The organism is Hyphomonas sp. UBA4494 (genome assembly GCF_002388935.1).
Taxonomy (GTDB): domain Bacteria; phylum Pseudomonadota; class Alphaproteobacteria; order Caulobacterales; family Hyphomonadaceae; genus Hyphomonas.
The window spans coordinates 41,904-66,469 of sequence record NZ_DGNK01000002.1 but is presented as its reverse complement, the minus strand read 5'-3'; the positions used below and the strand labels follow the sequence as shown (position 1 = coordinate 66,469).

Genomic DNA, 24,566 nt, shown 5'->3' with positions numbered 1-24,566 from the left:
TCGGCATAGCGCGCCTCAACAGCATTCCCGCCTTCCTGGAGACACTGAAGCTGCTGCACGTGGCGGGTCCCCTGGCGGGAACGGCAATCTCCTCCATGAGCTGCTCCGGCGGCGAGGCCTCGGTCATGGCCGATGCTGCCGAAGGCCGCGGCGTCCGCTTCCGCGCCCTCGATGGCGCGCAGGCGAAAGCCGTGAGAGCCACGCTCGGCCCGCTGGTCGCGGNNGGTATCCAATCCGCTCGACTACCACACCTTCATCTGGGCCAACGAGGCGGCCATGACGGCGACCTTCAGCGCCATGGTCGGCGCCGGCTTCGATCTCAACCTGCTGGTCCTCGACTTCCCGCGCGGCGACCGCTGCAGCGATGCCGAATGGTGGCCGACCCTGCGCGCCTTCGAGGCCGCCCTTGCCACCCATGGCGCCAGGGGCGCGCTGGTCGCGAGCCTGCCGGAAAACCTCTCCGAGGAGCAGGCGGATCAACTGGTCCGCCGCGGCATCGCCCCGCTCTGCGGCATCGACGACGCCTTGTCGGCGGCAGAGGCGGCGGCGGCCATCGGCGCGGCTTGGCGGGAGGCGGCGCCGCAGCCTGTCGCCACCGCGAACCCCGCCGGCACGACGGCAAGGGAGACACTGGACGAAGCCGCCGCCAAGGCCCTGCTGGCCGCACACGGGGTTACCATACCTGCCGGCCGCCGCGTTACCGATGCCGACACGGCCGTCGCCGCGGCCGCGGAGATCGGCTATCCCGTCGCGCTGAAAGCGCTCGGCCTCGCGCACAAGACGGAGGCCGGCGCCGTCCGCCTGAACCTCGCAACGCCGGAGGCCTTGCGCGAGGCCGCCGAAGCCCTCTCGAAGCTTGGAAACGGCCTCTACATCGAACGCATGGTGCCCGCGCCCCTGGCGGAGATCATTGTCGGCGTCACCGTCGAGCCGCCCTTCGGCCCGGTGATGACCCTCGGCAGCGGCGGCGTGCTGGTCGAACTGCTGCGTGACACCGTGACCCTGCTGCTGCCCGCCCGCCGCGAGGAGATCGAAGCGGCCCTCAAGAGCCTGAAGTGCGCGCCCCTGCTGGCCGGCTATCGCGGCCGCCCCAGCGGCGACGTGGCGGCCGCCGTCGATGCCGTCGCGGCGGTCCAGAGCCTTGTGCTGGCGCAGGCAGACTCTATCGTGGAACTGGAAATCAATCCGTTGATCGTATCGGCCGAGGGCGAAGGCGCCTTCGCCGCCGATGCCCTCATCGTTCGAAGGGAGGCCCCGCATGCCTGAGGCCAAGCAAGATGTCGTGCGCAGCCGGCGCAAGGGGGGCGTGCTGGAGGTGACTCTCGACCGCCCCAAGGCCAACGCCATCGATTTGGCGACCAGTCGCCTCATGGGGCAGATCTTCAAGGAATTCCGCGACGACCCGGAGCTGCGGGTGGCGATCATCGCGACGGCTGGTGACAAGTTCTTCTCGGCCGGCTGGGACCTGAAGGCGGCGGCCGGCGGCGACGCGGTCGACGGCGACTACGGCGTCGGCGGCTTCGCCGGCCTGCAGGAACTGCGCGACCTAAACAAGCCGGTGATTGCGGCGGTGAATGGTTTCGCGCTCGGCGGCGGCTGTGAGCTGGCGATGATGTGCGACATGATCATCGCGTCCGAAAAGGCGAAGTTCGGCCAGCCGGAAATCAAGCTGGGCGTCACGCCCGGCATGGGCGGCTCCATTCGCCTGACCAAGGCCGTCGGCAAAGCCAAAGCCATGGACATGGTGCTCACCGGCCGCATGATTGACGCCGCAGAGGCAGACCGGATCGGGCTCGTCTCCCGCGTTGTGGAGCATGACGCGCTGATGGACACGGCCATGGGCGCGGCGAAAGAAATCGCCGGCTATTCCATCCCGTCCATCATGGCCGCCAAGGAAATGGTTGGCCGCGCGCTGGAAGTCTCGACCGCAGAAGGCGTGAAGTTTGAGCGCCGCCTGTTCCAGGGCCTGTTTGGAACCGCAGACCAGAAGGAAGGCATGGCCGCCTTCACAGAGAAGCGCGCGCCGGACTTCAAGGACAAATAGGCCTGCACCGGAGTGCATAAACATCGCGCCGCAAGAGCGCGGGGACAAGGGAGTATCGCATGACAAAGATCGCATTTATCGGGCTCGGAAACATGGGCTCGGGCATGTGTGTCAATCTCTGCAAGGCGGGCCATGAGGTCCGTGCCTTCGACCTCAATGCCGAGGCGGTGAAGGCCGCTGAAGGCCATGGGGCAGTTGCTGCGGCCACAATTGCGGATGCGGTGAAGGACTCCGAAATTGTGGTCACCATGCTGCCAGCCGGCAAGCATGTCCTGTCGGTCTATTTCGGCGATGACGGCGTGGCGGCCCATGCAGCCAAGGGCGCGCTCTTTCTTGATTGCTCGACCATTGCGGTGGAGGATGCCCGCGAAGCGGCGTCCAAGGCCGACGCGGCAGGCTTCCTGATGGCGGATGCGCCTGTCTCCGGCGGGACGGCTGCGGCAGATGCCGGTACGCTGACTTTCATGTTGGGCGGCCCCGATGAAGCCTATGCCAAGGCCAAGCCGATCCTCGACGTAATGGGCAAGAATATCTTCCATGCCGGCGGCAGCGGGAACGGCCAGGCGGCCAAGATCGCCAACAATATGCTGCTCGGCATCTCAATGATAGGCACATGTGAAGCGTTCAATCTCGCGGAAAAGCTGGGTCTCGACGCGCAGACCTTCTTTGATATCTCCTCCACAGCCTCCGGCCAGTGCTGGAGCATGACGAGCTATTGCCCGGCGCCGGGGCCGGTGCCCACCGCGCCATCAAACCGGGACTATCAGCCCGGTTTTGCGGTCGCGATGATGTTAAAAGATCTTCATCTGGCGGCGTCTGCAGCAAGGGCCGCCGGGGCAGAGGTGACGCTGGGTGAAATGGCGGAAAAAATCTATCAGGATCTCGACACTAGAGGGCATGGCGGGCTCGATTTTTCAGGTGTCATGAAGGATCTCCAGCAACGACTAGACTAGACTCAATTGGCTAAGTTGGGCCGCCCATGATCCGACCAATCCCGGATCGGGCGGCCCATTTTGCAACCATTCGCAGGCTCGCTCATTCATTCGTCTCGGAATGTATTGCGCTGCAGCATTCATGATGGGGATCATGGGGGCGCGAGCTGGCGAATAGGTGAGACTTGAGCAGGCAATTTTTGTTTCGGCCGAAATGTATTCGTGTGTTCACACTCGCGATGCTTCTCGTTGCGTGTTCTCCCGCCGATGATACATCAGCTCCGATGGCTATAGATGAGGCGCCGATCCTCCCGTCAGAATCAGAGCCATCCGAGCAGGTGCCGCCAGCCAAGAGCCAGCCAGCACCTTCATCTATCTACAACTTGGAACGCGTCCAGCCCGAGCCGGCATCCGTGCCGGTGCGGCCTCAGCCCGAAGATATGGCGGATGCCAATACCGTGGCCGCATTCGGCTTGCCTGAGATACGTCAGAAGGCCCGGCGGCTGGCCGCAGAGCCATATGAGCCATCTCGACCCCTTCCGGATGATGCGAAGCGTTTGAACTATGATCAGTACCGACGCATCCTTCCGGTTGCTGGCGACATGGGGTGGTCCGACCCTGCGACAGGATCGCGTGTCTTGTTCGATCCTCGTGGCTACCTGTTTGATCAAGAGGTCCGCATTAACATTATCGACGAGGATACAGTCACGCCCCATAATTACTCTACCGACGCATTTGATTTCAAGGATTTGCCCTTGTCCGAGGAGACGCAGGAAACACTCGGCTTTGCCGGTTTGCGGTTGCTGGCGCCCATTAACAAGGCCGGGAAGTTCGATGAAGTGCTCAGCTTCAAGGGCGCTAGTTTCTTTCGGGCATTGGGAGCGGGCAGCGTGTACGGCGCATCGGCGCGGGGGCTGGGTATTGGAACCGCATCTGCGGATGGGGAGGAATTTCCTGTGTTCCGCGAGTTTTGGGTAGTCCGTCCAGACCCTGCGTCTCAGGGTGTCACCATATACGCGCTCATGGACAGCCCGAGCGTAACGGGCGCGTTTGCCTTTGAGGTTTCGGCGGGTCCGCGCACCCAAGTCGAAGTGGAGGCGACTTTTTTCCCCCGAAAGGAAATCGATGGTGTCGGCCTGTCGCCACTGACCTCCATGTACTATTTCTCGCCTCATGACGTGGTCAAGCAAGGGCACGATTTTCGTCCAGCCGTGCACGACTCCGAGGGGTTGGCGATCCAGATGTCGAACGGCGAATGGGTTTGGCGTCCTCTCCAGAACCCCGCCGATCTGGAAGTATCGGTGCTGGCAGGAACACAGCCGATGGGCTTTGGTCTGCTGCAGCGGCATCGGAAATTTGATGACTATTCGGATGTTGAGGCCGCATATCATCAGCGTCCGGACGTCTGGGTGGAGCCGCATGGAGACTGGGGCGAAGGTCAGTTGATGCTCGTCGAGATTCCGACTGTGAACGAGTACAATGACAATGTCGCCGTATTCTGGCGCCCGGCATCCGGTTGGCGACCTGGTGGCACACATACGATTTCCTATACGATGAACTGGGGACACAGGCCGGGTGCCCTGGCCGAAGTCATGTCCGTGTCGGACACGCGTGCTGGCCGTAAGCCAGGCGGCAAGGCACGCATGTTCGTGCTCGACTACGAGGATGTCCCGGAAGGATTTTTCGAGAATGCCGAGCTGGAGATCAGCACATCAGCAGGAAAGATCCTCAATCCGGTGATGCGTCGCCACCCTTCCAGTGACAATTACCGGATGAGTTTCGAGCTCGATCCCGAAGGCGCGGACATGGCGGAACTGCGTGCAGTTGTGGTGCGGGGTGGTCGCCCGCTGACGGAGACGTGGCTTTATCGGTGGAGCACAAAATGACGAACCTTCGCCCGCGCCCGACGGAATTTCCGCTTACCATGCCCAACCAGCCCTTGCAGTCCCGGATCGCCAGGGTGCGGGCTGGCACCACGTCTCATGTCTGGCGGAAGCTGTTCGTGCTGGGGGCTTCAGTTCTTCTGACCCTTTGGACCACGCGGGAGATGTACGAGGTTCTGGCCGTGTCGGGAATGACATTGCTGGAATGGGTTCTGCTGTTTGTGTTCGCAATCAATATCAGCTGGATTTGCTTTGCCTTCGTGAACGCAACCATTGGCTTTGCCTGTGCCGTGACGCCAAGGCATGCGGCGCGCTCGGCTGACCCCGTCTGTATCCGAAACGTGCGCACCGTCCTTACGTTTCCAATCTACAATGAGGTGGTTGAAGATGTCTTCGCAACTGTGTCCGCTACGGCGCGGATGCTCGAAGATGCACCGGGTATCTATGAGTGTTTTATCCTGAGCGATACGACTGATCCCGAAATTGCGCTCGTCGAAGAGGTGGCGTATACAGAGTTGTTGAAGACGGTCAGGGGCAATGTTCCTGTTCGTTATCGTCGACGCACAATCAATCACCATCGCAAGTCCGGTAACATTCGTGATTTCGTTATGCGATGGGGTGGGCGCTACGACCATATGATCGTTTTCGACGCTGACAGCTATATGGAGCGCGACACGATTGTGCATCTTGTGGAGGAGATGGAGCGCGCGCCTCATACTGCGCTGATCCAGACCATCCCTCAACTAGTCGGTGGACGTACCCTGCTGGCACGTTGTCAGCAATTTGCGTCTGCGCTTTACGGCCCGATCCTGGGGGGTGGGATGGCTTGGTGGGCGCAGAATGAAGGAAATTTCTGGGGACACAACGCCATCATCAGAATCTCAGCTCTGGCTGAGGCTGCTGGACTGCCGGAAATGCCAGGTAAAGCGCCTTTTGGCGGCTCAATCCTGAGCCATGACTTCGTTGAGGCTGCGTTCTTGCGCCGCGCTGGTTGGAATGTGGAAATTCGCCCCGAAATCGGTGGGTCTTATGAGCAGGGGCCGCCCACTATTATTGAACTGGTCAAGCGCGACCGACGCTGGTGCCAAGGCAATATGCAGCACATGGCGGTTCTCTTGAAAACAGGCGGGCTCAGCTGGACCAATCGGTTTCATCTCATCACGGGCATCTTTTCCTACCTTGCCTCACCGCTCTGGCTGATCTTCATCACACTTGGTATGCTGTTGTCGCTCCAGAACAGCTTCATGCAACCCGCGTATTTTGGGGATGAGGCATCGCTCTTCCCAACCTGGCCGGTGATCGACTCTGAGCGTGCGCTGACCCTCTTCTTCGTCACGATGGGACTGTTGTTCGCCCCCAAGATGTATGGGTTGGTCTACGGACTGGTGTCGCGCGAGTGGCGTCGGAGCGTGGGCGCCGGCAAGACGATTCTTGGCGCTCTGACGGAGACGGCATTGTCGGTCCTGATCGCCCCGATTCTCATGGCGACGCAAACGGGCGCAGTTATCAATGTCTTCCGGGGCAAGGATAGCGGATGGTCGCCGCAGGAACGCGCGCAGGGCGGGTACAGCTTCCTTGCGACGCTGCGCCATAATATTCCAGCCACGCTGCTGGGTGCGGCGCTGATGATGGCGGCTACCGCAATCTCACCCGTCTATGCGGCATGGCTGGCTCCGGCAACGGTCGGCATGGTCCTTGCGGCTCCATTATCCTATTGGACCGCGAAAGAGTCGGCGGGGCAGAGGGCACGTCAGGCAGGTTTGCTGGTCAGCCCTGTCGAGGTCCGTCTGCCGGACAGCGTCGGCCTGTCCTGGGCGGAAGTACGCGCTTTTTCAGCGCTGCCCAAGACCGACATGGTTTCCCTATTGCGTGATCGCGTCAGCCAGCGGAAGCGGCGACCGCTGATTGATCCATATTGGCCCTTGCAGCGACACGAGGTTCACGAACCACTGGCGCTCGCTCGTGCGCGTGTAACACGCGTGCTCACGCTTGAAGAATATATCAAGGCCATATCCAAAGCTGAATTGATGGCTATCCTGAATTCCTCACAGGATCTTGAAAGCATCAGTTTCAGGTTCGCCGTTGCCGGGCGGGTCGCCGGGGATGTCTCTGCTTATGAAAGACTGATGTCCAGCGAGCGAGCAGGCGGGCGTACGACAACCTCCAGCGGAGGACAGCGAAGTGGCACCTGACTTCTCTATTTTGGAAGTGTCACTTAAGCGTTGTTGAGATGAACTTCCTGATCGCATGTAGCGACTCCGGCTCATTGAGGAACGGCGTATGGCCTCGCCCCGGCACAGTCAGCAATCGGCTGCCCTTATGCCGCTTCAGCATGCGGTTCGCGGTTTTTTCTGTGAGGATATCCGAGGTTTCACCGCGAACAATCAGTAGCGGGATGGCCTTGAGCGCCGAGTAGATACGCCACATCGCGAAGTTGACGCGCCAGCTCGGCTTCGTACTGCCCATGCCCCGCACAATTACCGGATCATAGTCGAATATGATCTTCCCATCATCGCGTACCGTGCAAGTTCGCTTGGCAAATTCGAGCCAGTCGTCTGTGTTATAGTCCGGGTAGACGCTCGCCTGTGTTCGGCCAATTGCTGTAGCGGCATCGTCCAGATTGTCGAATGTTTCATTCCCGCCAGCATAGCCGGCTATGCGTTTGAGGCCCGCGGGATTTACTTCGGGTCCGACATCATTGATCACGATGCTCTTGATTTTATCCGGGAAAGCCTTGGCCATCAGCATGGCCATCAGCCCTCCCATCGATGTGCCGATCAGGATCAGATTGTCCAGTTTCAGGTGCGCAATCAGCGCAGCCATGTCTTGTACATAAACTGGTGGCGCATAGGTCTCGCCACTCGGGTCGCGATCCGACCGTCCGCGCCCGCGCACATCGACCGAGATGTACCGGGCGGGTAATTCCAAGCCGCGTATCATGGGCTCGAAATCCTTATGGTTTCGGGTCAGGCCGTGCATGCACAGCACAGTGAGGTTGCTGTCATGTGGGCCATACTCGGCGGCGTAGAGTTTCAGTCCGTCATGCGCAGTGTAGTAGATATCCCGTTTTTCCATGGCGGGGCTCAGACCAGCTTGGCCGCGCGGGCAGCGTCGCGGGCATAATAGCGTCCCGACAGGACGAGGAAGAGGATGCTCGCAGCGTTCAGCAGGAGGATGATCTCCAGCGCCGATTTCAGCGGGGTTGTCGAACCCGCATCAGAGAACTGAACACTGAGCCAACCAGCAAAGGTCGGGCCGCCGCCAATGCCAATCAGGGTCAGGCAGAGCAGCATGAAGGCAGATGCGAAGGAGCGCATGCGCAAACCCACCAATTCCTGAGAGGCCGTATAGGCAACGCTGGCATAGATCAGGCCGACAAAGCTGGGCACCACGTTCCACGCATAGGCAAGGCCGATGCTGTCTGCCTGAAGGAACATCCATGCAAATGGCAGGGCAAGTGCGCCACAGGCTGCAATTGTCCACGGGCGCCAGGCCAGGTTCTTCGAAGACATGCGGTCACAGATCTTGCCGACGACGACTGCACCGACCCCGCCGACGCCACCAATCAACAGGCCGAGTGGGATGGAGACATCCCCGGGGCCGACATCGAATGTGCGCTGGAGGTGGCTGGACGTGAAGACAAGGAAGGCGTTCGCCGAGACACAAATGAGGCAACAGCCTAACAGCAACAGCAGGAATGAGGTCTGACCTGAAATGAATTTCAGGGTTTCGCCAATCGATGGTGCTTCGCCATCATCGACGCGCTGTTCAATAGCACCGCGTTTCGGCTCTTTCAGTGTGAAGCGAACCAGCAGGGCGAGGATCAGGCCCGGTATACCCGCGATAAAGAATGCCGCGCGCCAGCCAAACGCTTCATACACCAAACCGCCCAGCGCGAAGCCGCCAAGGATGCCGAAGCCAATCCCCGTCGTATAGATGCCGAGCGCGGTGGCGCGTTCGTGGGGCGCGTAGAGATCAGAAATGATGGATGTGGCAGGTGGAGTACCGCCCGCTTCGCCCACGCCAACACCCATGCGGGCGACCAGCAAGTGCCAGAAATTCTGTGCGAGGCCGGAGATGGCGGTCATACCCGACCAGACGGCCAGTGACAGAGAAATGATGGTGCGGCGATTGCCCCGGTCGGCCCACATTGCCATCGGAATGCCGAGGGTTGCGTAGAAAGCCGCAAAAGCGAGGCCTGTCAGCAAGCCGAGTTGAGCGTCGTCCAGTTTCAGGTCGGCCTTGATCGGCTCCAGCAGGATCACGAGGACCTGCCGGTCGATATGGTTGAATGTGTAGACCAGCGTAAGCAATGCCAGCACATAGGCGCGAGATGCATTACGGGACGTCGAAGAGGGTGGGGCCGCGAGATCGGTCATGGCTGTCCTTCAGGCTACGCCGAAGCGGTTACCGGTATCTGCAAGGTTTGGGAGGGACCGGCGACCTACGGAGGTAAAGGTCGCCGGCCCGCTCGGTTGACTAGAAGTCGACCGAGATTGAGGCGGTAAGCGTGCGCGGTGGGCCGTAGAAGGCCGAATACGCACTGTCGAAGCCAAGCTGGCTCGGCGTCACGAAGTTGTAGGCCGCGACGCGGTATTCCTCGTCCGTCAGGTTCCGGCCGTGGATACCGAAGCGCAGGCGCTCGGACGGCGACGTCCAGACGAAGCTGAGGTCCAGCAGCGTATAGGAGTCCGGATCCAGCGCCGGACCCCCATTCGGGAACAGCACATTTGTGCCCGGAGCGAAGCCTGGGTTCTCCACGTTGAAGAGGTAATAAGCATCGCGATAGGAAGCCGATCCTGTGATCGAGATCGCACCGAATTCGGGCCCGAAGTCGCGCATATAATTCAGCGAGACCTGGCCCTGCAGTTCCGGTGTGTTCTGCGTCACGAACTGGTCGGCGATATTGGTGCCGGCGGACAGGATTTCCTGAATTTCAGCATCGATATAGCCGAGGTTCCCCATCAGGGTGAACTCATCATTGATGAACCAGCTGCCCTCAAGCTCGAGGCCGGTGTATTCCGATGAGCCCGCATTAAAGACCGAGGAAACAAAGGTGTCGTTCACGCCGTCATTGTCGGAATCGGCGCCACTCTGAACTGTGATCTGCTGATCGGTATATTCAGCAAAGAAGACGGCTGTGTTCAGCAAAAGGCGATCATCGAAGAAGCTACCTTTGATACCGATTTCATAGCTGTCGACCTTCTCCGGTCCGAAGCCTTCCTGTGAGAGTCCGAGCGTGTCGAGGTCGGCACGTGCCCGCGGGTCGAAGCCGCCTGCCTTGAAGCCCTGAGCGTAGGTTGCGTAGATGTTCAGGTCGTCCGTTGGCTTGTAGGAAACCGAAATGCGCGGAGTAAACTCTTCGTCTTCCCGGTTCAGGCCTTCATAGCCGGTCTGGGTGACGAAGAAGATCGAGCTGGTATTGGTCGGATCGAACGAGCCGGAGCCCATGCCGAGCCACAGCTCACGCGTCACGTCTGCAGTGGTTTCATCCTTGGTGAAGCGACCACCGAGGGACACGCTCCACTGGTCAGTCACATCATAGGTGAAATCGCCGTAGACGGAGAAGTTTTCCTTGTCCTGCTTGCCAGCCTGATAGACCGTCAGGCCCAGCGCGCTGAGCAACAGGTCGAATGCGCCGTCGGCACTGCCATCAAGATAGTAGATGCCAGCAACGCCAGACAGGCGATCGCCATTGTACAGCATCTGGAATTCCTGGCTGAACTGGTCGTCATTATAGTAAGCCGGGACATCGAAATCCTGACCGGGCAGGGCGTCGAAGTCGATCGGCGTAACCGTTGCGCCTTCACGATAGGCCGTGATCGATTTCAGCGTGATCTCGTTATTGACGTCCCACTCGCCGGTGAGGGAGTAGCCTTCGGTTTCGACAGAGTTGTCATCACCGATACCGGCGCGGGTGTCATAGACATTATCCGTGACCGGCAGGGTGCCGTCGCCACTCGGGATCAGGCGATGGCCATGCTTGGCGTTGGAGTCGTCTTCAGATTTATCATAGGCAAAGCGGAAGAACAGCGAGTCGGTCGGTGCCCATTCGGCGCTTACTCGATAGGCGAGGACGTCCTTGTCGTAATGGTCTGCGCCGGTGAAGAGGTTCTCCCCGTAACCGTCGCGTTGGTAGTTGGCGATCGCGCCGCCGACCTTGAATGTGTCGCTGAGCGGTACCGAACCGGATACGATCGTGTCGAGCTGGCTGTAGGAGCCGACATTGACCTTGGCTTTCAGGTCCGGCTCGTCGTCCATCTTGGCGGTGACGTATTTAATCGCGCCGCCAATCGTGTTGCGGCCATAGAGCGTGCCTTGCGGTCCGCGCAGGACTTCGATCCGTTCGATGTCGAAAATGTCGAGGATCGCGCCTTGTGGGCGTGCAATGTAGACATCATCAACGTAGAGACCGACGCCGGGCTCGAAGCCCCAGAGCGGGTCCTGCTGGCCGACGCCGCGAATGAAGGCGATCAGGGTGGAGTTGGAGCCGCGCGCCACTTCGATCGTTGCGTTCGGGGTCGAACGCTGGATGGACGTGATATCGACCGCGCCGGTGGCTTCCAGCTGGTCCGCGCTGAACGCAGAAACGGACAGTGGTACATCGATCAGGTCTTCTTCGCGGCGTTGGGCGGTGACGGTCACCCGGCCTAGCGTGCGGGCCTCTTCCGGGGCCTCATCATCCGCATCCTGCGCATGCGCAGCGTACTGGCCTGCGGTCAGCGCCAGCGCCGACACGAGACCGAATCTCAGCGTATTCATTTTGTGATTTCCCAATTTTTCCTCCCGAGTATTCTTTGTATTTGACGGGAGTTATCCAGAACATGCGCGCTTGGGCGATGACCTGAGGGCTCAACGCAAGTGAACATTTTCGCTCAGGCGCGTCAGGTTTGAGCTGTTTCCATGCTGGACCTGGCATAGACGGCAGGCGAAACACCGCGCATCTTCTTGAACGCCCGATTGAAGGCGCGCACATCGGAATAGCCAAGAAATTCCGCAACTTGGGTGACGCTTGTGCCTTGTGCCAGCATCAGGCCGGCCCGTTCGGCGCGGCTTTCCTGGAGGATGTCCCGGAAATTTGTGTGCTCTTCACTCAGGCGGCGGCGCAAGGTTGCAACGCTCACGTCCAGATGCCGGGCGACAGCTTGCTGGGTTTCGTGTCCATCCGAGATCAGGTCGGCTGTGCGCACCGAATAGCTTCGCGAGTCGGAAGAAGGCGCGATGGCTTCAAGATGGCGGATGACGCGCGCGAAAATCCCGTCAGCGGTCAGATCGACTTCCGGGGTGGCGGGAATGGTCTCGCAGGCTATGTCGATATCATAGATCAGCTCATAGGCTGCATGACCGTAGCCGATGGGCACCTGCCAGAATTGCAGCTGGCCATTGCCGTCATCATTCCGGTTCCTGAGCAGGCTCACCCGTTTGAGCGCCCGGCCTGCGGCGCCGCCGGTCAGGCTGTCGAGCAGGGCATGAGTCTTGATCAGCAAGGCGTCGCCGACGAAATGCGTCAACGCACGATCATCGCGAAAGCGATAGGGGAAAGTCGAATCATCCACCACCAGCGCCAGCATCGAGTCGGTCTGGCGGACATAGTTGTAGCGCCCGCCATGCATCATGTTGAAATGCGAAGCGAGGCTCCGGATTGCGTCTTGCAGGGTCGAGGCCGCCTGGATCTGCGTCACGACAAATGTGCCGGTCTGGTAGAGCAGCTTTCGTTCAGAAAGTTGCGCAGTCAGGTCGTCGAAGGACCGGGCGATCTCGCGTTGGATGCGATAATAGTCGACCAGATCAATCTGCGTGCCGGGTTGGCTTGTGCGTTTGCCCGGATCGATGCCCAGTCGATCCAGCAGGCCGTCAACGTCCACACCCGACGTTCCGGCCCATGACAGGATCGGTTCAATCTGGTGGAGTTCGAAACTCGCCCGGGTCAGTGACTGCGACATGCGGGTCTTATAGCAGGAATCTGTATCGAAAACGTATCCTGATTCAAAAGGATGTTTTCAAATATGGCGTTGCTGCAACAGGCTTAGCGGTAATAGGCGCACAGCGTGTCGACCAGCGCCCTGCCGATCCCGCCCGCGCAACGATAATAGATCGTCTGCGCATCCCGGCGGCTTTCGACCAGACCGGCCGCACGCAGCTTTGCCAGGTGTTGGGACACAGCGGAATGCGATTGGCCGGTCATGTCGGCCAGCTGATGAACAGGGTGCTCGCCCTCATTCAGCGCGCACATGATCTTCAACCGCGTATCACTCGACATGGCCTTCAGCACTTCTGAGGCCTCGTGAATGCGCTCCGACATGAGGTCAAAGGCATCCTTCGTCTGGGGTTTGTGCTGGGCTTTCATCAGGTTGTGCTCGTAGTTATTGTTGCGGGCGGCGTATCAGCCAATATGCGAATATAAGCATTAAGATGGTGCGGAACAGGGTCGCGTCTGCAGGAGACGCGCGGGAATACGCTGAAAATGCCCGCATGACGGGGCATTTTGCTGAACTTCAAATCTTGCCGGAATCCGTGCAAACCTTTATGCGCCCCCTATATGCGTTTCGGCGGCGCAATGGACCGCCCTTTATTGGAGACTGCATGTCGAAGGAAGAACTGATTGAATTCGAAGGCACAGTCGTGGAACTGCTGCCGAACGCGACGTTCCGCGTTAAACTCGAGAACGACCACGAAATCATTGCCCACACGGCTGGCAAGATGCGCAAGAACCGCATCCGCGTGCTGACCGGGGACAAGGTCATGGTTGAGATGACCCCTTACGACCTGACCAAGGGTCGTATCACCTACCGCTTCAAATAAGAGATATGGCGTCCTCAGGGCATGTTCCCCTGATCCTCGCCAGTGCGAGTCCCCGGCGGCGAGACCTGCTCGCCCAGATCGGGATTGTGCCGGACGCGATCTGCCCCACTGACATCGACGAATCCCGTCGCAAGGACGAATCTCCGCGTGCGCTGGCCGAAAGGCTGGCGCGGGAGAAGGCCATGGCCTGTCCGGAGGCTGGGTTTGTGCTGGCCGCGGATACCGTGGTTTCGCTGGGCCAGAGAAACCTCGAAAAAGCTGCCGATGCGGAAGAGGCCGAGGCCTTCCTGCGGCTTCTTTCAGGCCGGGCACACCAATGTCTTACCGGTATCGCCGTGAAAGCCCCCGATGGCCGCGTGAGCAGCCGTACCGTGCTTGCTCGGGTGAAGGTGAAGCGCCTGACAGATCAGGAAATCGCTGCCTATATTGCCAGCGGCGAATGGCAGGGCAAGGCGGGCGGCTATGGCATTCAAGGCATGGCCGGCGCCTTCATCACCCATATCAATGGCAGCTACACGGCGATTGTCGGCCTACCGCTCTACGAGACGAAAGCCCTGCTGGAAGGCATGGGCTGGCGCGTGAAGGCCTAGGCTTTCTCCCAGGCCGTTATGGCCAGAAGGCTCAGCGCGACCACGCCGCCTACCATGAGCCATATCGGATCGGCCGTCGCGAGCAGGCTGGCATCCTGCTGGGCATCGGTAACAGTCTGGGTGACCAGTGTATCGAGCCCGCTCCAACCCGTCAGCAAGCTCGGTAACTGCACGGCCGCCACGCCAGCACCCACCATACCGACAGCGCCCAGCACCAGTTTGCGAAAGAGGGATTTTCGGCGAATGCCGCCCATCACGTCATTCACGAACGGGGCCGGATCCAGCGCGCGGTCTTCCGCCGTGAAGAGATCGGTCAGGTCTGAATAGGTTTCCTGGTCACGCATCATCGTACTCCATCACGCCACATGGCTGCTTTCAAGGTGTTTGCGGAGCGCGGCCACGCCGCGCGTTACATGGGATTTTATCGTGCCAAGCGGCCAGCCGGTGGCCTCGGCCGCTTCGCGATGGGACAGGCCTGAGGCGACGCACAGCACCACGCAGACCCGCTGGGCTTCAGACAAGGTATTCAGCGCCCGATTGAGGTCCATCTGTTCACCGACCTGATCGGACTGGGTGCGCTCGAACGGAATGATCTCTGCCGTTTCGTCAAACTCTATCTCGATCTTCTGCTTTCGGCGGGCTTGCAGATATTCGCGCCAGCAGATTGTGCAGATCCAGGCCGAGAAGGTTCCGCCGGCATAGGAACCGATCTTCTGCCAGGCCTTCAGGAACGTCGCTTGCGCGATGTCATCCCCGTCGCTGGCCGCGCCGGTCAGGCGCCGCGCCATGCCGCGCACGCGGGCCTGATGGCGGCGCACGAGTTCGGCAAAGTCTGCCTCATGGCCTCGTGCGGCGCTTGCGGCCAGGTCCGGATCGCTGCGCATGTCGCGCCCTCCCTTGGCAACCAACCTCAGCTCAACCCTGTTGCCCACGACGACTCGCTGCCCAGAGACCAAGATAGGCCAGACCGATGAAGACAGGGAAGGATGCGACGCCGATCATGGGTTTGACGGCTTCACCTTCTTCCATGCCAACCATCACACCGAGAAAGCCGAAGGCCACTCCGACGGCAAGGAACAGGACGCCCCGGCGCAAATCGGCGCGGACCGGATCGGTGATCAGGGCGAGTTTTTCCATCGTCTCGCCGGTCAGGTCCTGGCCCTTGTCGACCGCATGCCGCACAGTTTCATGCAGGGTCAGGCGTTTCTTGAAATTGTAGTGGCTAACCAACCAGACAATCCCGGCAATGGCACCAAAAAAGACTACGGGGACAACAATATCTTCGCTCATTTTAAAAGCTCCTTCAGGCTTGTTCCGGGGCGTCGTGTTCGGCGCCTTTGTAGGGTAGATGCCGGCAGAGGCGTGTTTGGATGCAGCGCACCTGACTTTTTCTTTGTGTCGCCTGTGCTTGCCGATGGCGGGCCCGACCGCTAATCGCGGGGCAATGGTAAAGCTGAGATCGAAAAAGAATCGCAAGCCGCATATAGCGCCGGACCTGTCGACGACGCAGGGTCGTGCCCGCGCGCGCCGGGAACTGGTCTGGGGAGACCACGGGTTTCTGCGGGCAGCGTTCTCGAACCTGCACCAGATTTCGCCGGAGATGTGGCGCGCCAACCAGCCCTCGCCCAAGAAGGTGGTTGAATATGCCGAGACGCTCGGCATTCGCACCATCCTGAACCTGCGCGGGGAAAGCACCAAGGGCTATTACCTTCTGGAGAAGGAGGCCTGCGAAAAAGCGGGAATCACGCTGGTCGATTTCCAGGTCTTCTCCCGCGACACACCGACGAAAGAGGCATTGTTCGCAGCGAAAGACTTGTTCGAATCGATCGAATACCCGGCTCTCATGCATTGCAAGTCGGGCGCAGATCGTGCGGGGCTGATGTCCGTGCTCTACAAGCTGTTGCGGGAAAAGGTTCCTTTCGAGCAAGCGGTGGAGCAGCTGTCGCTGAAATACCTTCACGTCAAACATGGCAAGACCGGCATGCTGGACGCGTTTTTCCAAGCCTATGCCGATTACAATGCCGGGCGCGCGCCTGAAGACTGGAAACCTTTTCTCGACTGGGTTTCAGACGACTATGACCGGATGGAAGTGAAGGAAAGTTTCCTGCGCGAGTTCGGAAAAGGCATCCAGGTCGACAAGATCCTGCAACGGGAATAGTTGCTTTCCTGTTAGTTAATTTCGTGCTTGGCTGAGCCGAACAGATACCGGAGCTGCCAGAATGCGCGTCCTGATCCTGACCGGCCTTTGCTTGGCCATGCTTGCCGCCTGCAGCCAGAAATCCGACCGTGAAATGTTGACCGAGGCCTGCATCGCCGATGGTGAAGGTCCGGAGACCTGCGCGTGTATCACGGGTGCCATGGAAGAAAAGCTGAGTCCGGACCTGTTTCGGCGCACAGCCGCTGCGATCGGCCGCGAGAAGCGCGATGTCGAGGATTTCGTGGAATCCCTGACCATGGCTGACCAGCTCGAATTTGCATCTTCGCTGACCGCAATGATTTCGTGCGAACTAGCGGTGGCAGACGATGAATAATCTGGGCCTGTCGCAAAATCGACGTCGCCCGGTCATGGGAAGTTCGCTTCTCGCGTGTAATTGGGCGACGGGTGGCACCAATCTGCATAGAATTAGTTTGGAATATAGGAAGGGGATCTCATGAAGTTCTTTATTATCAATAGCTTCCGCACGATGGTCTATGTCGCATACATTGCGATCATCGTTGGGGGCATCGCGCTTGGCCTTTACAATCGAGGTGAATTTACGGGCGAGTTGCTTGGTCTGACCGATACGATTGCTCAAGTGGCCGACTTTGCGGTGTTCACAGTGGGCGGATGGATCGCGGCCAGCCTCGTCTGCGGCCTGATCGTGACATTGCTGGATATTCGCGATGACATAAACGACCGCTTGCCTGATGCGCGTCGCGACGACTGAGCGACTCAATCAGAATCACGATTGAATAAGAACAGGCCATCGATTCGCGTCGGTGGCCTTTTTCAAATGGGGAGGAAACCACAATGACATCACTTGAAGTGGCCGGCGTATATGTCGCCGTGAACATGCTGCTCTTGATCTATCTGGCGTTCCGGGTCGTGTCCGTGCGGCAGTCGGCCAAAGTCTCGGTCGGGACCGGCGGCAATGAGATGCTGGAATTGCGTACGCGTGTGCACGGCAATGCCACGGAATACATCCCGTCCATGCTGGTCGGCCTTGTCATTTTGGCACTGATGGGACTGCCGGCCTGGGCCATCCATGTTGCAGGTGGCGTCTTCACGCTCGGGCGATTGATGCATGTCATCGGGCTTGGCGTGACAATCATGGCCATGCGGGCCGGAGGCATCCTGCTCAGCTGGATTGCAATGGCGCTGACGGCGCTGGCGATCCTGTACCACGCCTTCGCCTGATTTGCGCAGTTGCGCGAGGCGAGCGCAGCGTCCATCTAGCCAGAATGGCTGATTTCAAGATACCGCCGGCCGAATTGCTTGCCGGACTACTGGACCATTGCCGAAAGGAAGGTGCAGACGCTGCCGACGCCCGGATTGGCGAGAGCGAAGGCGTAAGCGTTTCCGTCCGCGACGGCGCGCTGGAGAGCATTGAACGTGAAGAGGGGCGCTCGGTCGCCCTTCGCTGCCTGTATGGCAAGCGACAGGCGCACGTATCCGGCGCGGATTTGTCGCCGGAAGGGCTGAAGGCGCTCGCGGAACGCTGCGTGGCGATGGCGGGCGCTGTGCCCGAAGACAAATATTGCGGCCTGCCGGATGCGGACAAGCTGGCGACAGGCGATCTCGACATGGATCTGACCGGCGAACCGGAAATCTCCGCCGACATCCTGGAATCCGAAGCGCTGACAGCCGAAGCAGCCGCCTTGGGCATTGAAGGCATCAAGACGGTCGCCGGGTGTGGCGCATCCTGGAACCGTTCCTCGCGCTGGGTTGCGGCCAGCAATGGCTTTTCCGCCTTCAAGACAGGCACGTCGACCAGCCTTGGCCTTGCTGCGGTGGCAGAGCGCGATGGCCATATGGAGCGGGACTATGACAGCTGGTCAGTCCGCTTCAAGAAAGACCGCCCGACAGCTGCCGAGATCGGAATCACGGCAGGTGAGCGCACGATCTCGCGCCTTGGCTCACGCAAGCTGAACACGCAGAAGGCCGCTGTCCTGTATGATCGGCGGGTCTCTGCGGGTCTCATAGGGGCATTCCTGGGGGCGATTTCCGGCCCGTCAGTTGCGCGCGGTGTCAGCTTCCTGAAAGACCGGATGGGCGAGCAGGTCTTCGCGGATGGTATCCACATCATTGACGATCCATTCCGCCCGATGGGCATGGGTTCGCGCAGCCATGATGGTGAAGGCCTGCCGGTGCAGGAAACTCACCTGATCGATAATGGCCGACTGACCAGTTGGCTGCTGAATTCCTCTTCGGCGCGCCAGCTGGGCATGGAGCCGAACGGCTTTTCCGCGCTCGGCTTTGGCGATCCTCCCGGCGTGACCACGTCGAACCTCTACCTGAAGGCCGGAGACAAGACTCCCGGCGAACTGGTCAAGGGGGCGGGCAAGGGCCTTTTGGTAACCGACATGTTCGGGCCGTCCATCAATCCGAACAATGGCGACTATTCGGTCGGCGTGTCGGGCTTCTGGTTCGAGGATGGCGAGATTGCCTATCCGGTGTCCGAAGTCACCATCGCGGGTGACCTGCCTTCCATGTTTGCGCGGCTGATCCCGGCCTCGGACCTTGAGTTCCGGGGAACGCGGGACGCGCCGAGCATTCTCATCGAGGATATGAGTCTTGCGGGTAGCTGACCGCACCCTGTTTGAAGACATGAAAATCCTGCGTGAGCTCGCGCAGGAAGCCGGGAAATTGGCGCAGTCCTTCATGCTCGGCGGCCAAACGGCAGAGACCTGGCACAAGAGCGGCGGTAGTCCGGTGACCGAAGCCGATATGGCCGTGAACCAGCTCTGCTCGGATCGACTGACACGCTTCCGTCCGGAATATGGTTGGCTGTCCGAAGAGACGCTCGACGATCCCCATGCGCGCCAAAAGGATCGCTGCTGGGTCGTGGACCCGATTGACGGCACCCGCGCCTATATTCGCGGTGATCCGCATTGGTGCATCGGGCTTGCCATTGTGGAAGAGGGCATCTCGGTGGGCGGGGTGCTGTATGCGCCGGAACTGGACGAATTCTACGAGGCGCATCGCGGGCAGGGGGCGTTTCTGAACGGCGCCGCCATCCGGGTCAGTGAGTGCGCCGCCGAGGCAGGTTGCCGCCTGATTGCGGCGGAGACAATGCTGGAGCACCCAGGCTGGCCGGAGCCTTGGCCGCCCGTTACCGTCGCCCGGCCGAAGCCCAACTCCACCCTGTTGCGGATGGCCTTCGTGGCGGCAGGAAAATGGGACGCAACGCTCGTTCTGGGTCAGAAGGCGGACTGGGATCTGGCTGCGGGCACGATCCTCATCGAGGAAGCGGGTGGTGTTGCCACGACACATCGCGGCGAAAAACTCATATTCAACCGGGCAGTACCTGCACAAAGGAGCGTTATTGCTTCTGGAAACGCCCTGCATCCTCTGTTAGTGCGCAGGTCAGAATTTGTGGATATACCTGACCCACAGGAAAGGGCGCCGAAAATGGTGCCTCCAGCGACTACGGAGCCAGCCAAAATGGGCGATACTACCCGCGAGACCAAACAACTTCTCCACATCGTATTCGGCGGCGAGCTGAAGGATGTGACCGAAGTGGAATTCGAAGACCTGTCCAAGGTCGACTTTGTCGGGGCTTTCCCGAACTACAAGGAAGCCTACGACGCCTGGAAGAATGCTGCCCAGCGTACGGTCGACAATGCCGAAACGCGCTATTTCATCCTGCACGCTCACAAGCTGCTGGACCCGGAAACGGGAGACCACCATCACGTCTGAGGTGGTGACAGCTAAGGCCCCCAAGCAGAAGGGGAGCCTGAGGCGCCTGTTTGCAGCCTATTTCCGCCAGCATATCGGCTGGTTCGCCGCCGGCACGCTCATGGCCCTGCTGACCTCGCTCAGCGCCATGGGCTATTCGCTGGTGCTGAAGATGCTTGGCGATCGACTGCAAGCGAGTTTCGGGGATGAGGCGCAGGTGCCCGTGTCCGGCCCTGACTGGATCTGGTGGATCGGCGGCGCAATCGTGGCCCTGTCCTGTGCGCGGGCGCTCTCGCTCTACCTGATGACCCTGTTCAACAATACCGGCGTCCAGCGCGGGTTGGTGTCGGTGCAATCGAGCCAGTTCGATTCCCTGACCGATGGTGATTATGCGCGTGTGGCGGCGGATGCGTCCGGCGACTTTGTCTCGCGCTTCATCAATGATGTGAACGCGATCCGCGATGCGGCGCTGCGCTTTGCCAACAATTTCACCAAAAGCACGATCACCGTGATCGGCATGTTCGGTGTGATGCTGGTCATCGACTGGCAGCTGACCCTGCTGTTGCTGGTCGCCTATCCGATTGCGTTCGGGCCGGTCATCGGCCTCGGCAACCGCATTCGCAAACGCTCCAAACAGGCCCAGAAGCAGGTCGGGCAGGTGACATCGCTCCTGTCGGAAGGCTTCCAATCGGCGCGGGTGGTGAAGGCTTACGGGCTTGAGCCGTACCAGAAATCCCGTGCGCGGCAGGGCTTTGTGGAGCGCTCCAAATTGTTCTTGAAAGTGCTGACGGACCGGGCGGCGGTTGACCCGATTCTTGAAGTTGCGGGTGGCGCTGCATTGGCCGGAATTCTCGGCTTTGCGGCCTGGCGTATGTCGCAGGGGGCAATGACCCTTGGCGACCTGCTCGGTTTCATTGCCGCGCTGGGCATCGTCTCGCCGGAACTGCGCGCACTCGGCACACTGAATGCTGTGGCGCAGGAAGGCGGCGCCGCAGCCGATCGCGTGTTCGAGATTGTCGACGCGACGACTCATATTGCGGATGCACCAGATGCTGAGCGCTTGAACCGGATCAACGGACATGTGGTGTTTGATGGGGTCAGCTTTGCCTATCCGGATGGCACGCGGGCATTGAACGGATTGTCCTTTGTCGCCGCGCCGGGCGAGACGGTGGCGATTGTCGGCCCGTCGGGCGCGGGCAAGTCGACTGTCTTCAACCTGCTCATGCGCCTCTATGATGCCGAGTCCGGCGCGGTAAGCGTGGATGGCAAGAATGTGCGCGGCATTGTGGGCGATACGCTCCGGGCCAATATCGGGCTGGTGGCGCAGGACTCAGCGCTGTTCGACGATACGGTCCAGAACAATATTGCGCTCGGGCGTCTTGGCGCGACCAATGCAGAGATCGAGGCGGCGGCCAAGGCGGCTAATGCGCATGAATTCATCATGTCGATGCCGGACGGCTACCAGTCGCCTGCAGGCGAGATGGGCCGCAACCTTTCCGGCGGCCAACGCCAGCGCGTGGCCCTGGCGCGGGCGATCCTGCGCGGTGCGCCGATCCTGTTGCTGGACGAGGCGACATCGGCCCTCGACGCCGAGAGCGAAGCAAAAGTGCAGGCGGCCCTTGCGGAATTCTCCAAGGGCCGCACCACGCTGATTATTGCGCATCGCCTTTCTACAGTTCGCGCGGCCGACCGCATCATTGTGATGGAAGACGGCCGCGCGGTGGAGGAAGGCACGCATGACGCGCTGATGGCCTCCAGTGGCGCCTATAAGCGCTTGGTCGAGCTCCAGCTGAGCTAGCCGGCCACCCCGGCTGGTATCTTGCGCGTCAGATTGATGTTCGTGCGAAACAGATTGTCGGGGTCGGTTGCTTCCTTGATGCGTACAAGCCGGTCAAGATTTTCCCCAAAGGCGTCTTCCAGATTATTGGCTTCGTCCCCCTCGGGAATGAAGTTTACATAGCGCGTACCCATGGCGTGGGGCTCCAATGCCTGGAACAGTTTCCGGGCCCATTGAACACATTTTCCGTCATCGGCCGGGTCTTGCCAGCGCGTATGGACGTTGACCACAAAATGGGACTGACGGTTTGGCCAAGCCGTGGCATCCGCCGGAATGCGCGTCGCAGCGCCACCGACATGCCCGAAGAAAATCTCGCATTCATCCGAAGGCAGATTGTTGACCGCTTCATGTATAATGTCGATGGCGGCGTCACTGAAGGCGGCGACATCATGGCTTTTCCAGTAATTGCGTGCGCCTTCGGTGAGCAGCGGATCGAAACTGGTTTGCCAGTCGGCGAACGGCATCGGGCCAAAATGAGTTGCAATCGGATTTCCGATGGAGCGCACGCCCAATGTGGCGGCCTCTGCAGCGTTCAGATCACCGATAAAGCAGAAAGGAACCACCATGACTTCACGGCCATGCCATTCCTCAGGTATGAAAGGCAGGGGCGGGGCCTTGCGCGAAACGGCCCAGCAGGTCAGTTCGTCCGGCGCGTCTGCAACGAGCGCCTGAAGTGCGCGGGTCACATCTGGAAAATCCGCAATCGGATGGACCAGCATGCCTGCAAACACTTCCGGGCCAACGGGGTGCAGGTCGAATGTGAATTCGGTGACGACACCGAAATTCCCACCACCACCCTGAAGGGCCCAGAATACATCGGAATTTTCAGTCTTGCTTGCAGTGATGATCGAGCCTGAAGCGGTCACGAGCCGTACGGATTTCAGGCAATCCACCGTCAGTCCATACTTCCGCGTCACCCAGCCAAATCCACCCCCCAGCGCCAGCCCGGCTATTCCTGTTGTTGAATTGATGCCAGTTGGCACGACCAGTCCGAATTCCTGTGTGGCCCGGTCGACATCGCCGAGAGACGCGCCGGGCTGAACCCGCGCCGTCCGGGCCTCCGGATCGACGGTGACCGCCTTCATGTCCTGCATGTCGAGCACGAGCCCGTCATCGCAAAGCGCCATGCCGGCGATATTGTGTCCGCCAGAGCGCAGCGACATAAGCAAGCCATTGGTGGAAGCGAAGCTTACCGCAGCGGCGATGCCAGCTTCGTCCCTGGCGACCAGAATGGCAGCCGGCCGTTTATCGATCATGCCGTTCCAGATGGCGCGGCGCGCGTCATAGTCATCGGCTTCCGGCGTGATGATCCGGCATCCGGTCGACTGTTGAAGTTCGTTTGCGGAATAGCTTTGCGTGCTCCCGCCCAGTGTATTGATTACAACATTGGTCATTGCGTTTCCCCGTCCCCCATAAGCACGACAATCGCGCTGTTCGTGGGAGGATATTTGCATTGTTGCCCTAAATACGTAATTCTCCTGCATCCGGAAAAAATGCTCATTCATCCAGAGTGTGGCTCGGATCGAGACCGTTTCGGTCTCAGGGGGACGCGTATGGATGTATTATCGCAGGTTTTGAGTGCCGTTCGATTTGAAGCGGCCTTTTATTTCAAGGTCAATGCGTCGGCGCCCTGGGTGACAACCAACCCGTCAATGGACGAGATCGGCTCCATCGTGATGCCGCATGTTCAGCATGTGATTCCGTTTCACGTGATGATTGATGGCGATGCGTGGGCGTGGTCAACCGCAGGCGATACCGAACCGCAGACCTTGCGGTCTGGCGAGATCATGATCTTGCCTCAGGGGGCAGAGCATTTCATCGCGTCCGATCAGAAGCCGAACATGATCCCAAAGGTTGACGTGGAGCCGTATCGGGATGCGGCCAAGCGCGTGACGCCCTATAATCACGTCCAGATTGGCGGAGACGGCACGCCCGCAACGTTTGTTTGCGGATATTTCGGCTGTGATGCCCGGCCATTCAATCCGCTGCTGAGCGCCTTGCCAGGGATGATGATCGTGCGGCCCACCGACAGTACATGGGCGTTGATGCAGAATTTGATCGTCTCGGCGCTGGACGAGGATGAGCGCCCGGAAGCCGGCAGCCAGACGGTTCTGGCCAAGTTGAGCGAGCTGATGTTCGTTCAGACGCTGCGCCACTATATCGAGACCTTGAGTGAAGATTCGGTTGGCTGGATTTCGGGCCTACGGGATGAGCGGGTGGGCGCGGTACTGCGCCTGATCCATACACGCCCCGCTGAGCCGTGGACGCTGTACAAGCTGGCCAAGGAAGCGGGCATGTCGCGTTCGGCTCTGGCTGACCGGTTCGCGGCATATACGGGCGAGCCGCCATCCCGTTACCTGACGCGCTGGCGGATGCAACTGGCTTCCAGCCTGCTGTCAAACAGCAGCGTGTCGATCGCGGAAGCGGCAGAAACTGTGGGCTACAGTTCCGAGGCAGCTTTCAAACGGGCATTCAAGAAACATGTCGGAGAGACGCCGGGTCGGGCACGCCGCGCCAGTCCGCCCGCGATTGGACAAGCCTGAGCGACGCCTGTGAGGGCGCTGGGTGGGCTGATGAATTTTCCGGGGGAAGGGTTTCGG

The 24,566-nt window shown here is 60.1% G+C and carries 24 protein-coding genes; 15 read left to right on the top strand and 9 right to left on the bottom strand.

Annotated elements, in window-relative coordinates:
- Window positions 1–276 precede the first annotated feature (276 nt).
- The 5 genes from B2P82_RS00615 (at window position 277) to mdoH (ending at window position 7,051) form a co-directional block, all read left to right on the top strand.
- Window positions 277–1,266, top strand: a complete 990-nt coding sequence (locus B2P82_RS00615) for an acetate--CoA ligase family protein (RefSeq protein ID WP_290494356.1) — start codon at window positions 277–279, stop codon at window positions 1,264–1,266.
- The gene (locus tag B2P82_RS00610) at window positions 1,259–2,044 is read left to right on the top strand and encodes an enoyl-CoA hydratase-related protein (protein ID WP_290494351.1); all 786 of its coding nucleotides are present in this window, start codon (window positions 1,259–1,261) and stop codon (window positions 2,042–2,044) included. The genes B2P82_RS00615 and B2P82_RS00610 overlap by 8 nt, the downstream gene beginning before the upstream one ends.
- A gap of 59 nt (window positions 2,045–2,103) precedes the next feature.
- Window positions 2,104–2,997: a 3-hydroxyisobutyrate dehydrogenase gene (gene mmsB / locus B2P82_RS00605; RefSeq protein ID WP_290494349.1), complete on the top strand. Its 894-nt coding sequence runs from the start codon at window positions 2,104–2,106 to the stop codon at window positions 2,995–2,997.
- Between the two features lie 263 nt (window positions 2,998–3,260).
- Window positions 3,261–4,862 (top strand): glucan biosynthesis protein G, encoded by a 1,602-nt coding sequence (locus B2P82_RS00600; protein WP_290494346.1) that lies wholly within the window; start codon window positions 3,261–3,263, stop codon window positions 4,860–4,862.
- Window positions 4,859–7,051, top strand: a complete 2,193-nt coding sequence (gene mdoH, locus B2P82_RS00595) for a glucans biosynthesis glucosyltransferase MdoH (protein ID WP_290494344.1) — start codon at window positions 4,859–4,861, stop codon at window positions 7,049–7,051. The genes B2P82_RS00600 and mdoH overlap by 4 nt, the downstream gene beginning before the upstream one ends.
- A 19-nt stretch (window positions 7,052–7,070) precedes the next feature.
- Here the strand turns inward: mdoH and B2P82_RS00590 are convergent, their stop codons facing one another.
- The 5 genes from B2P82_RS00590 to B2P82_RS00570 all read right to left on the bottom strand — a co-directional run bounded on the left by B2P82_RS00590 (window position 7,071) and on the right by B2P82_RS00570 (window position 13,206).
- A complete protein-coding gene (locus B2P82_RS00590; protein WP_290494342.1) occupies window positions 7,071–7,934 on the bottom strand; it encodes an alpha/beta fold hydrolase in 864 nt (287 codons plus the stop codon).
- Window positions 7,935–7,942: 8 nt separating this feature from the next.
- Window positions 7,943–9,238, bottom strand: coding sequence for a spinster family MFS transporter (locus B2P82_RS00585; protein WP_034811417.1), 1,296 nt, complete (start codon window positions 9,236–9,238; stop codon window positions 7,943–7,945).
- Window positions 9,239–9,338: 100 nt separating this feature from the next.
- On the bottom strand, window positions 9,339–11,621 hold the full coding sequence (locus B2P82_RS00580; protein ID WP_290494340.1) for a TonB-dependent receptor: 2,283 nt from the start codon (window positions 11,619–11,621) through the stop codon (window positions 9,339–9,341).
- A 122-nt stretch (window positions 11,622–11,743) separates the two neighbouring features.
- Entirely contained in the window at window positions 11,744–12,802 is a 1,059-nt protein-coding gene (locus B2P82_RS00575; protein ID WP_290494337.1) for a helix-turn-helix domain-containing protein, read from the bottom strand.
- A gap of 83 nt (window positions 12,803–12,885) precedes the next feature.
- Window positions 12,886–13,206 (bottom strand): ArsR/SmtB family transcription factor, encoded by a 321-nt coding sequence (locus tag B2P82_RS00570; protein ID WP_233347512.1) that lies wholly within the window; start codon window positions 13,204–13,206, stop codon window positions 12,886–12,888.
- Window positions 13,207–13,442: 236 nt separating this feature from the next.
- Here B2P82_RS00570 and infA point away from each other — a divergent pair, with 236 nt between their 5' ends.
- Together infA and B2P82_RS00560 are read left to right on the top strand one after the other, a co-directional pair.
- Window positions 13,443–13,661, top strand: a complete 219-nt coding sequence (infA, locus tag B2P82_RS00565) for a translation initiation factor IF-1 (protein WP_011646371.1) — start codon at window positions 13,443–13,445, stop codon at window positions 13,659–13,661.
- A gap of 5 nt (window positions 13,662–13,666) precedes the next feature.
- A complete protein-coding gene (locus tag B2P82_RS00560) occupies window positions 13,667–14,251 on the top strand; it encodes a Maf family protein (RefSeq protein ID WP_290494335.1) in 585 nt (194 codons plus the stop codon).
- Here B2P82_RS00560 and B2P82_RS00555 read toward each other — a convergent pair.
- From B2P82_RS00555 to B2P82_RS00545, 3 genes are read right to left on the bottom strand one after another with little or no spacing between them, the layout of a single operon-like run.
- Complete coding sequence (locus tag B2P82_RS00555) at window positions 14,248–14,598, bottom strand: hypothetical protein (RefSeq protein WP_290494333.1); 351 nt, start codon at window positions 14,596–14,598, stop codon at window positions 14,248–14,250. The two genes, B2P82_RS00560 and B2P82_RS00555, sit on opposite strands and share 4 nt — an antisense overlap.
- A 9-nt stretch (window positions 14,599–14,607) precedes the next feature.
- On the bottom strand, window positions 14,608–15,135 hold the full coding sequence (locus tag B2P82_RS00550) for an RNA polymerase sigma factor (protein WP_290494331.1): 528 nt from the start codon (window positions 15,133–15,135) through the stop codon (window positions 14,608–14,610).
- Between the two features lie 31 nt (window positions 15,136–15,166).
- Complete coding sequence (locus tag B2P82_RS00545; RefSeq protein ID WP_206990885.1) at window positions 15,167–15,541, bottom strand: DUF6249 domain-containing protein; 375 nt, start codon at window positions 15,539–15,541, stop codon at window positions 15,167–15,169.
- 154 nt (window positions 15,542–15,695) lie between these two features.
- On the opposite strand from B2P82_RS00545, the gene B2P82_RS00540 reads away from it, so the two are divergent.
- The 7 genes from B2P82_RS00540 to B2P82_RS00510 all read left to right on the top strand — a co-directional run bounded on the left by B2P82_RS00540 (window position 15,696) and on the right by B2P82_RS00510 (window position 21,927).
- Window positions 15,696–16,409 carry a fused DSP-PTPase phosphatase/NAD kinase-like protein gene (locus B2P82_RS00540; protein WP_051607503.1) on the top strand — a complete coding sequence of 238 codons (714 nt, stop codon included), beginning with the start codon at window positions 15,696–15,698 and terminating at the stop codon, window positions 16,407–16,409.
- A gap of 61 nt (window positions 16,410–16,470) precedes the next feature.
- Complete coding sequence (locus tag B2P82_RS00535; protein WP_034811431.1) at window positions 16,471–16,782, top strand: hypothetical protein; 312 nt, start codon at window positions 16,471–16,473, stop codon at window positions 16,780–16,782.
- Window positions 16,783–16,902: 120 nt separating this feature from the next.
- Entirely contained in the window at window positions 16,903–17,178 is a 276-nt protein-coding gene (locus tag B2P82_RS00530) for a hypothetical protein (RefSeq protein WP_034811433.1), read from the top strand.
- A gap of 83 nt (window positions 17,179–17,261) precedes the next feature.
- On the top strand, window positions 17,262–17,648 hold the full coding sequence (locus tag B2P82_RS00525) for an MAPEG family protein (RefSeq protein ID WP_290494329.1): 387 nt from the start codon (window positions 17,262–17,264) through the stop codon (window positions 17,646–17,648).
- 44 nt (window positions 17,649–17,692) lie between these two features.
- Window positions 17,693–19,039 carry a TldD/PmbA family protein gene (locus B2P82_RS00520; protein WP_290494328.1) on the top strand — a complete coding sequence of 449 codons (1,347 nt, stop codon included), beginning with the start codon at window positions 17,693–17,695 and terminating at the stop codon, window positions 19,037–19,039.
- On the top strand, window positions 19,026–20,150 hold the full coding sequence (locus B2P82_RS00515) for an inositol monophosphatase family protein (protein WP_290482692.1): 1,125 nt from the start codon (window positions 19,026–19,028) through the stop codon (window positions 20,148–20,150). Before B2P82_RS00520 ends, B2P82_RS00515 begins: the two co-directional genes overlap by 14 nt.
- Before the next feature lie 4 nt (window positions 20,151–20,154).
- Window positions 20,155–21,927: an ABC transporter ATP-binding protein gene (locus tag B2P82_RS00510; protein WP_290494326.1), complete on the top strand. Its 1,773-nt coding sequence runs from the start codon at window positions 20,155–20,157 to the stop codon at window positions 21,925–21,927.
- Here B2P82_RS00510 and B2P82_RS00505 read toward each other — a convergent pair.
- Complete coding sequence (locus tag B2P82_RS00505) at window positions 21,924–23,360, bottom strand: FAD-binding oxidoreductase (protein WP_290494324.1); 1,437 nt, start codon at window positions 23,358–23,360, stop codon at window positions 21,924–21,926. The two genes, B2P82_RS00510 and B2P82_RS00505, sit on opposite strands and share 4 nt — an antisense overlap.
- 159 nt (window positions 23,361–23,519) lie before the next feature.
- Here B2P82_RS00505 and B2P82_RS00500 point away from each other — a divergent pair, with 159 nt between their 5' ends.
- Window positions 23,520–24,509, top strand: coding sequence for an AraC family transcriptional regulator (locus B2P82_RS00500; RefSeq protein WP_290494322.1), 990 nt, complete (start codon window positions 23,520–23,522; stop codon window positions 24,507–24,509).
- Window positions 24,510–24,566: the final 57 nt, after the last annotated feature.

What these genes read in the sequence shown, in the direction of transcription:
- B2P82_RS00575 (WP_290494337.1), bottom strand. Translation starts at nt 12,802, where the DNA reads ATGTCGCAGTCACTGACCCGGGCGAGTTTCGAACTCCACCAGATTGAA.
- B2P82_RS00525 (WP_290494329.1), top strand. Translation starts at nt 17,262, where the DNA reads ATGACATCACTTGAAGTGGCCGGCGTATATGTCGCCGTGAACATGCTG.
- B2P82_RS00615 (WP_290494356.1), top strand. Translation starts at nt 277, where the DNA reads ATGACGGCGACCTTCAGCGCCATGGTCGGCGCCGGCTTCGATCTCAAC.
- B2P82_RS00535 (WP_034811431.1), top strand. Translation starts at nt 16,471, where the DNA reads ATGCGCGTCCTGATCCTGACCGGCCTTTGCTTGGCCATGCTTGCCGCC.
- B2P82_RS00540 (WP_051607503.1), top strand. Translation starts at nt 15,696, where the DNA reads ATGGTAAAGCTGAGATCGAAAAAGAATCGCAAGCCGCATATAGCGCCG.
- B2P82_RS00505 (WP_290494324.1), bottom strand. Translation starts at nt 23,360, where the DNA reads ATGACCAATGTTGTAATCAATACACTGGGCGGGAGCACGCAAAGCTAT.
- B2P82_RS00610 (WP_290494351.1), top strand. Translation starts at nt 1,259, where the DNA reads ATGCCTGAGGCCAAGCAAGATGTCGTGCGCAGCCGGCGCAAGGGGGGC.
- B2P82_RS00555 (WP_290494333.1), bottom strand. Translation starts at nt 14,598, where the DNA reads ATGATGCGTGACCAGGAAACCTATTCAGACCTGACCGATCTCTTCACG.
- B2P82_RS00590 (WP_290494342.1), bottom strand. Translation starts at nt 7,934, where the DNA reads ATGGAAAAACGGGATATCTACTACACTGCGCATGACGGACTGAAACTC.
- B2P82_RS00500 (WP_290494322.1), top strand. Translation starts at nt 23,520, where the DNA reads ATGGATGTATTATCGCAGGTTTTGAGTGCCGTTCGATTTGAAGCGGCC.
- infA (WP_011646371.1), top strand. Translation starts at nt 13,443, where the DNA reads ATGTCGAAGGAAGAACTGATTGAATTCGAAGGCACAGTCGTGGAACTG.
- B2P82_RS00585 (WP_034811417.1), bottom strand. Translation starts at nt 9,238, where the DNA reads ATGACCGATCTCGCGGCCCCACCCTCTTCGACGTCCCGTAATGCATCT.
- B2P82_RS00570 (WP_233347512.1), bottom strand. Translation starts at nt 13,206, where the DNA reads ATGAAAGCCCAGCACAAACCCCAGACGAAGGATGCCTTTGACCTCATG.
- mdoH (WP_290494344.1), top strand. Translation starts at nt 4,859, where the DNA reads ATGACGAACCTTCGCCCGCGCCCGACGGAATTTCCGCTTACCATGCCC.
- B2P82_RS00580 (WP_290494340.1), bottom strand. Translation starts at nt 11,621, where the DNA reads ATGAATACGCTGAGATTCGGTCTCGTGTCGGCGCTGGCGCTGACCGCA.
- B2P82_RS00530 (WP_034811433.1), top strand. Translation starts at nt 16,903, where the DNA reads ATGAAGTTCTTTATTATCAATAGCTTCCGCACGATGGTCTATGTCGCA.
- B2P82_RS00545 (WP_206990885.1), bottom strand. Translation starts at nt 15,541, where the DNA reads ATGAGCGAAGATATTGTTGTCCCCGTAGTCTTTTTTGGTGCCATTGCC.
- B2P82_RS00560 (WP_290494335.1), top strand. Translation starts at nt 13,667, where the DNA reads ATGGCGTCCTCAGGGCATGTTCCCCTGATCCTCGCCAGTGCGAGTCCC.
- mmsB (WP_290494349.1), top strand. Translation starts at nt 2,104, where the DNA reads ATGACAAAGATCGCATTTATCGGGCTCGGAAACATGGGCTCGGGCATG.
- B2P82_RS00520 (WP_290494328.1), top strand. Translation starts at nt 17,693, where the DNA reads ATGGCTGATTTCAAGATACCGCCGGCCGAATTGCTTGCCGGACTACTG.
- B2P82_RS00550 (WP_290494331.1), bottom strand. Translation starts at nt 15,135, where the DNA reads ATGCGCAGCGATCCGGACCTGGCCGCAAGCGCCGCACGAGGCCATGAG.
- B2P82_RS00600 (WP_290494346.1), top strand. Translation starts at nt 3,261, where the DNA reads ATGGCTATAGATGAGGCGCCGATCCTCCCGTCAGAATCAGAGCCATCC.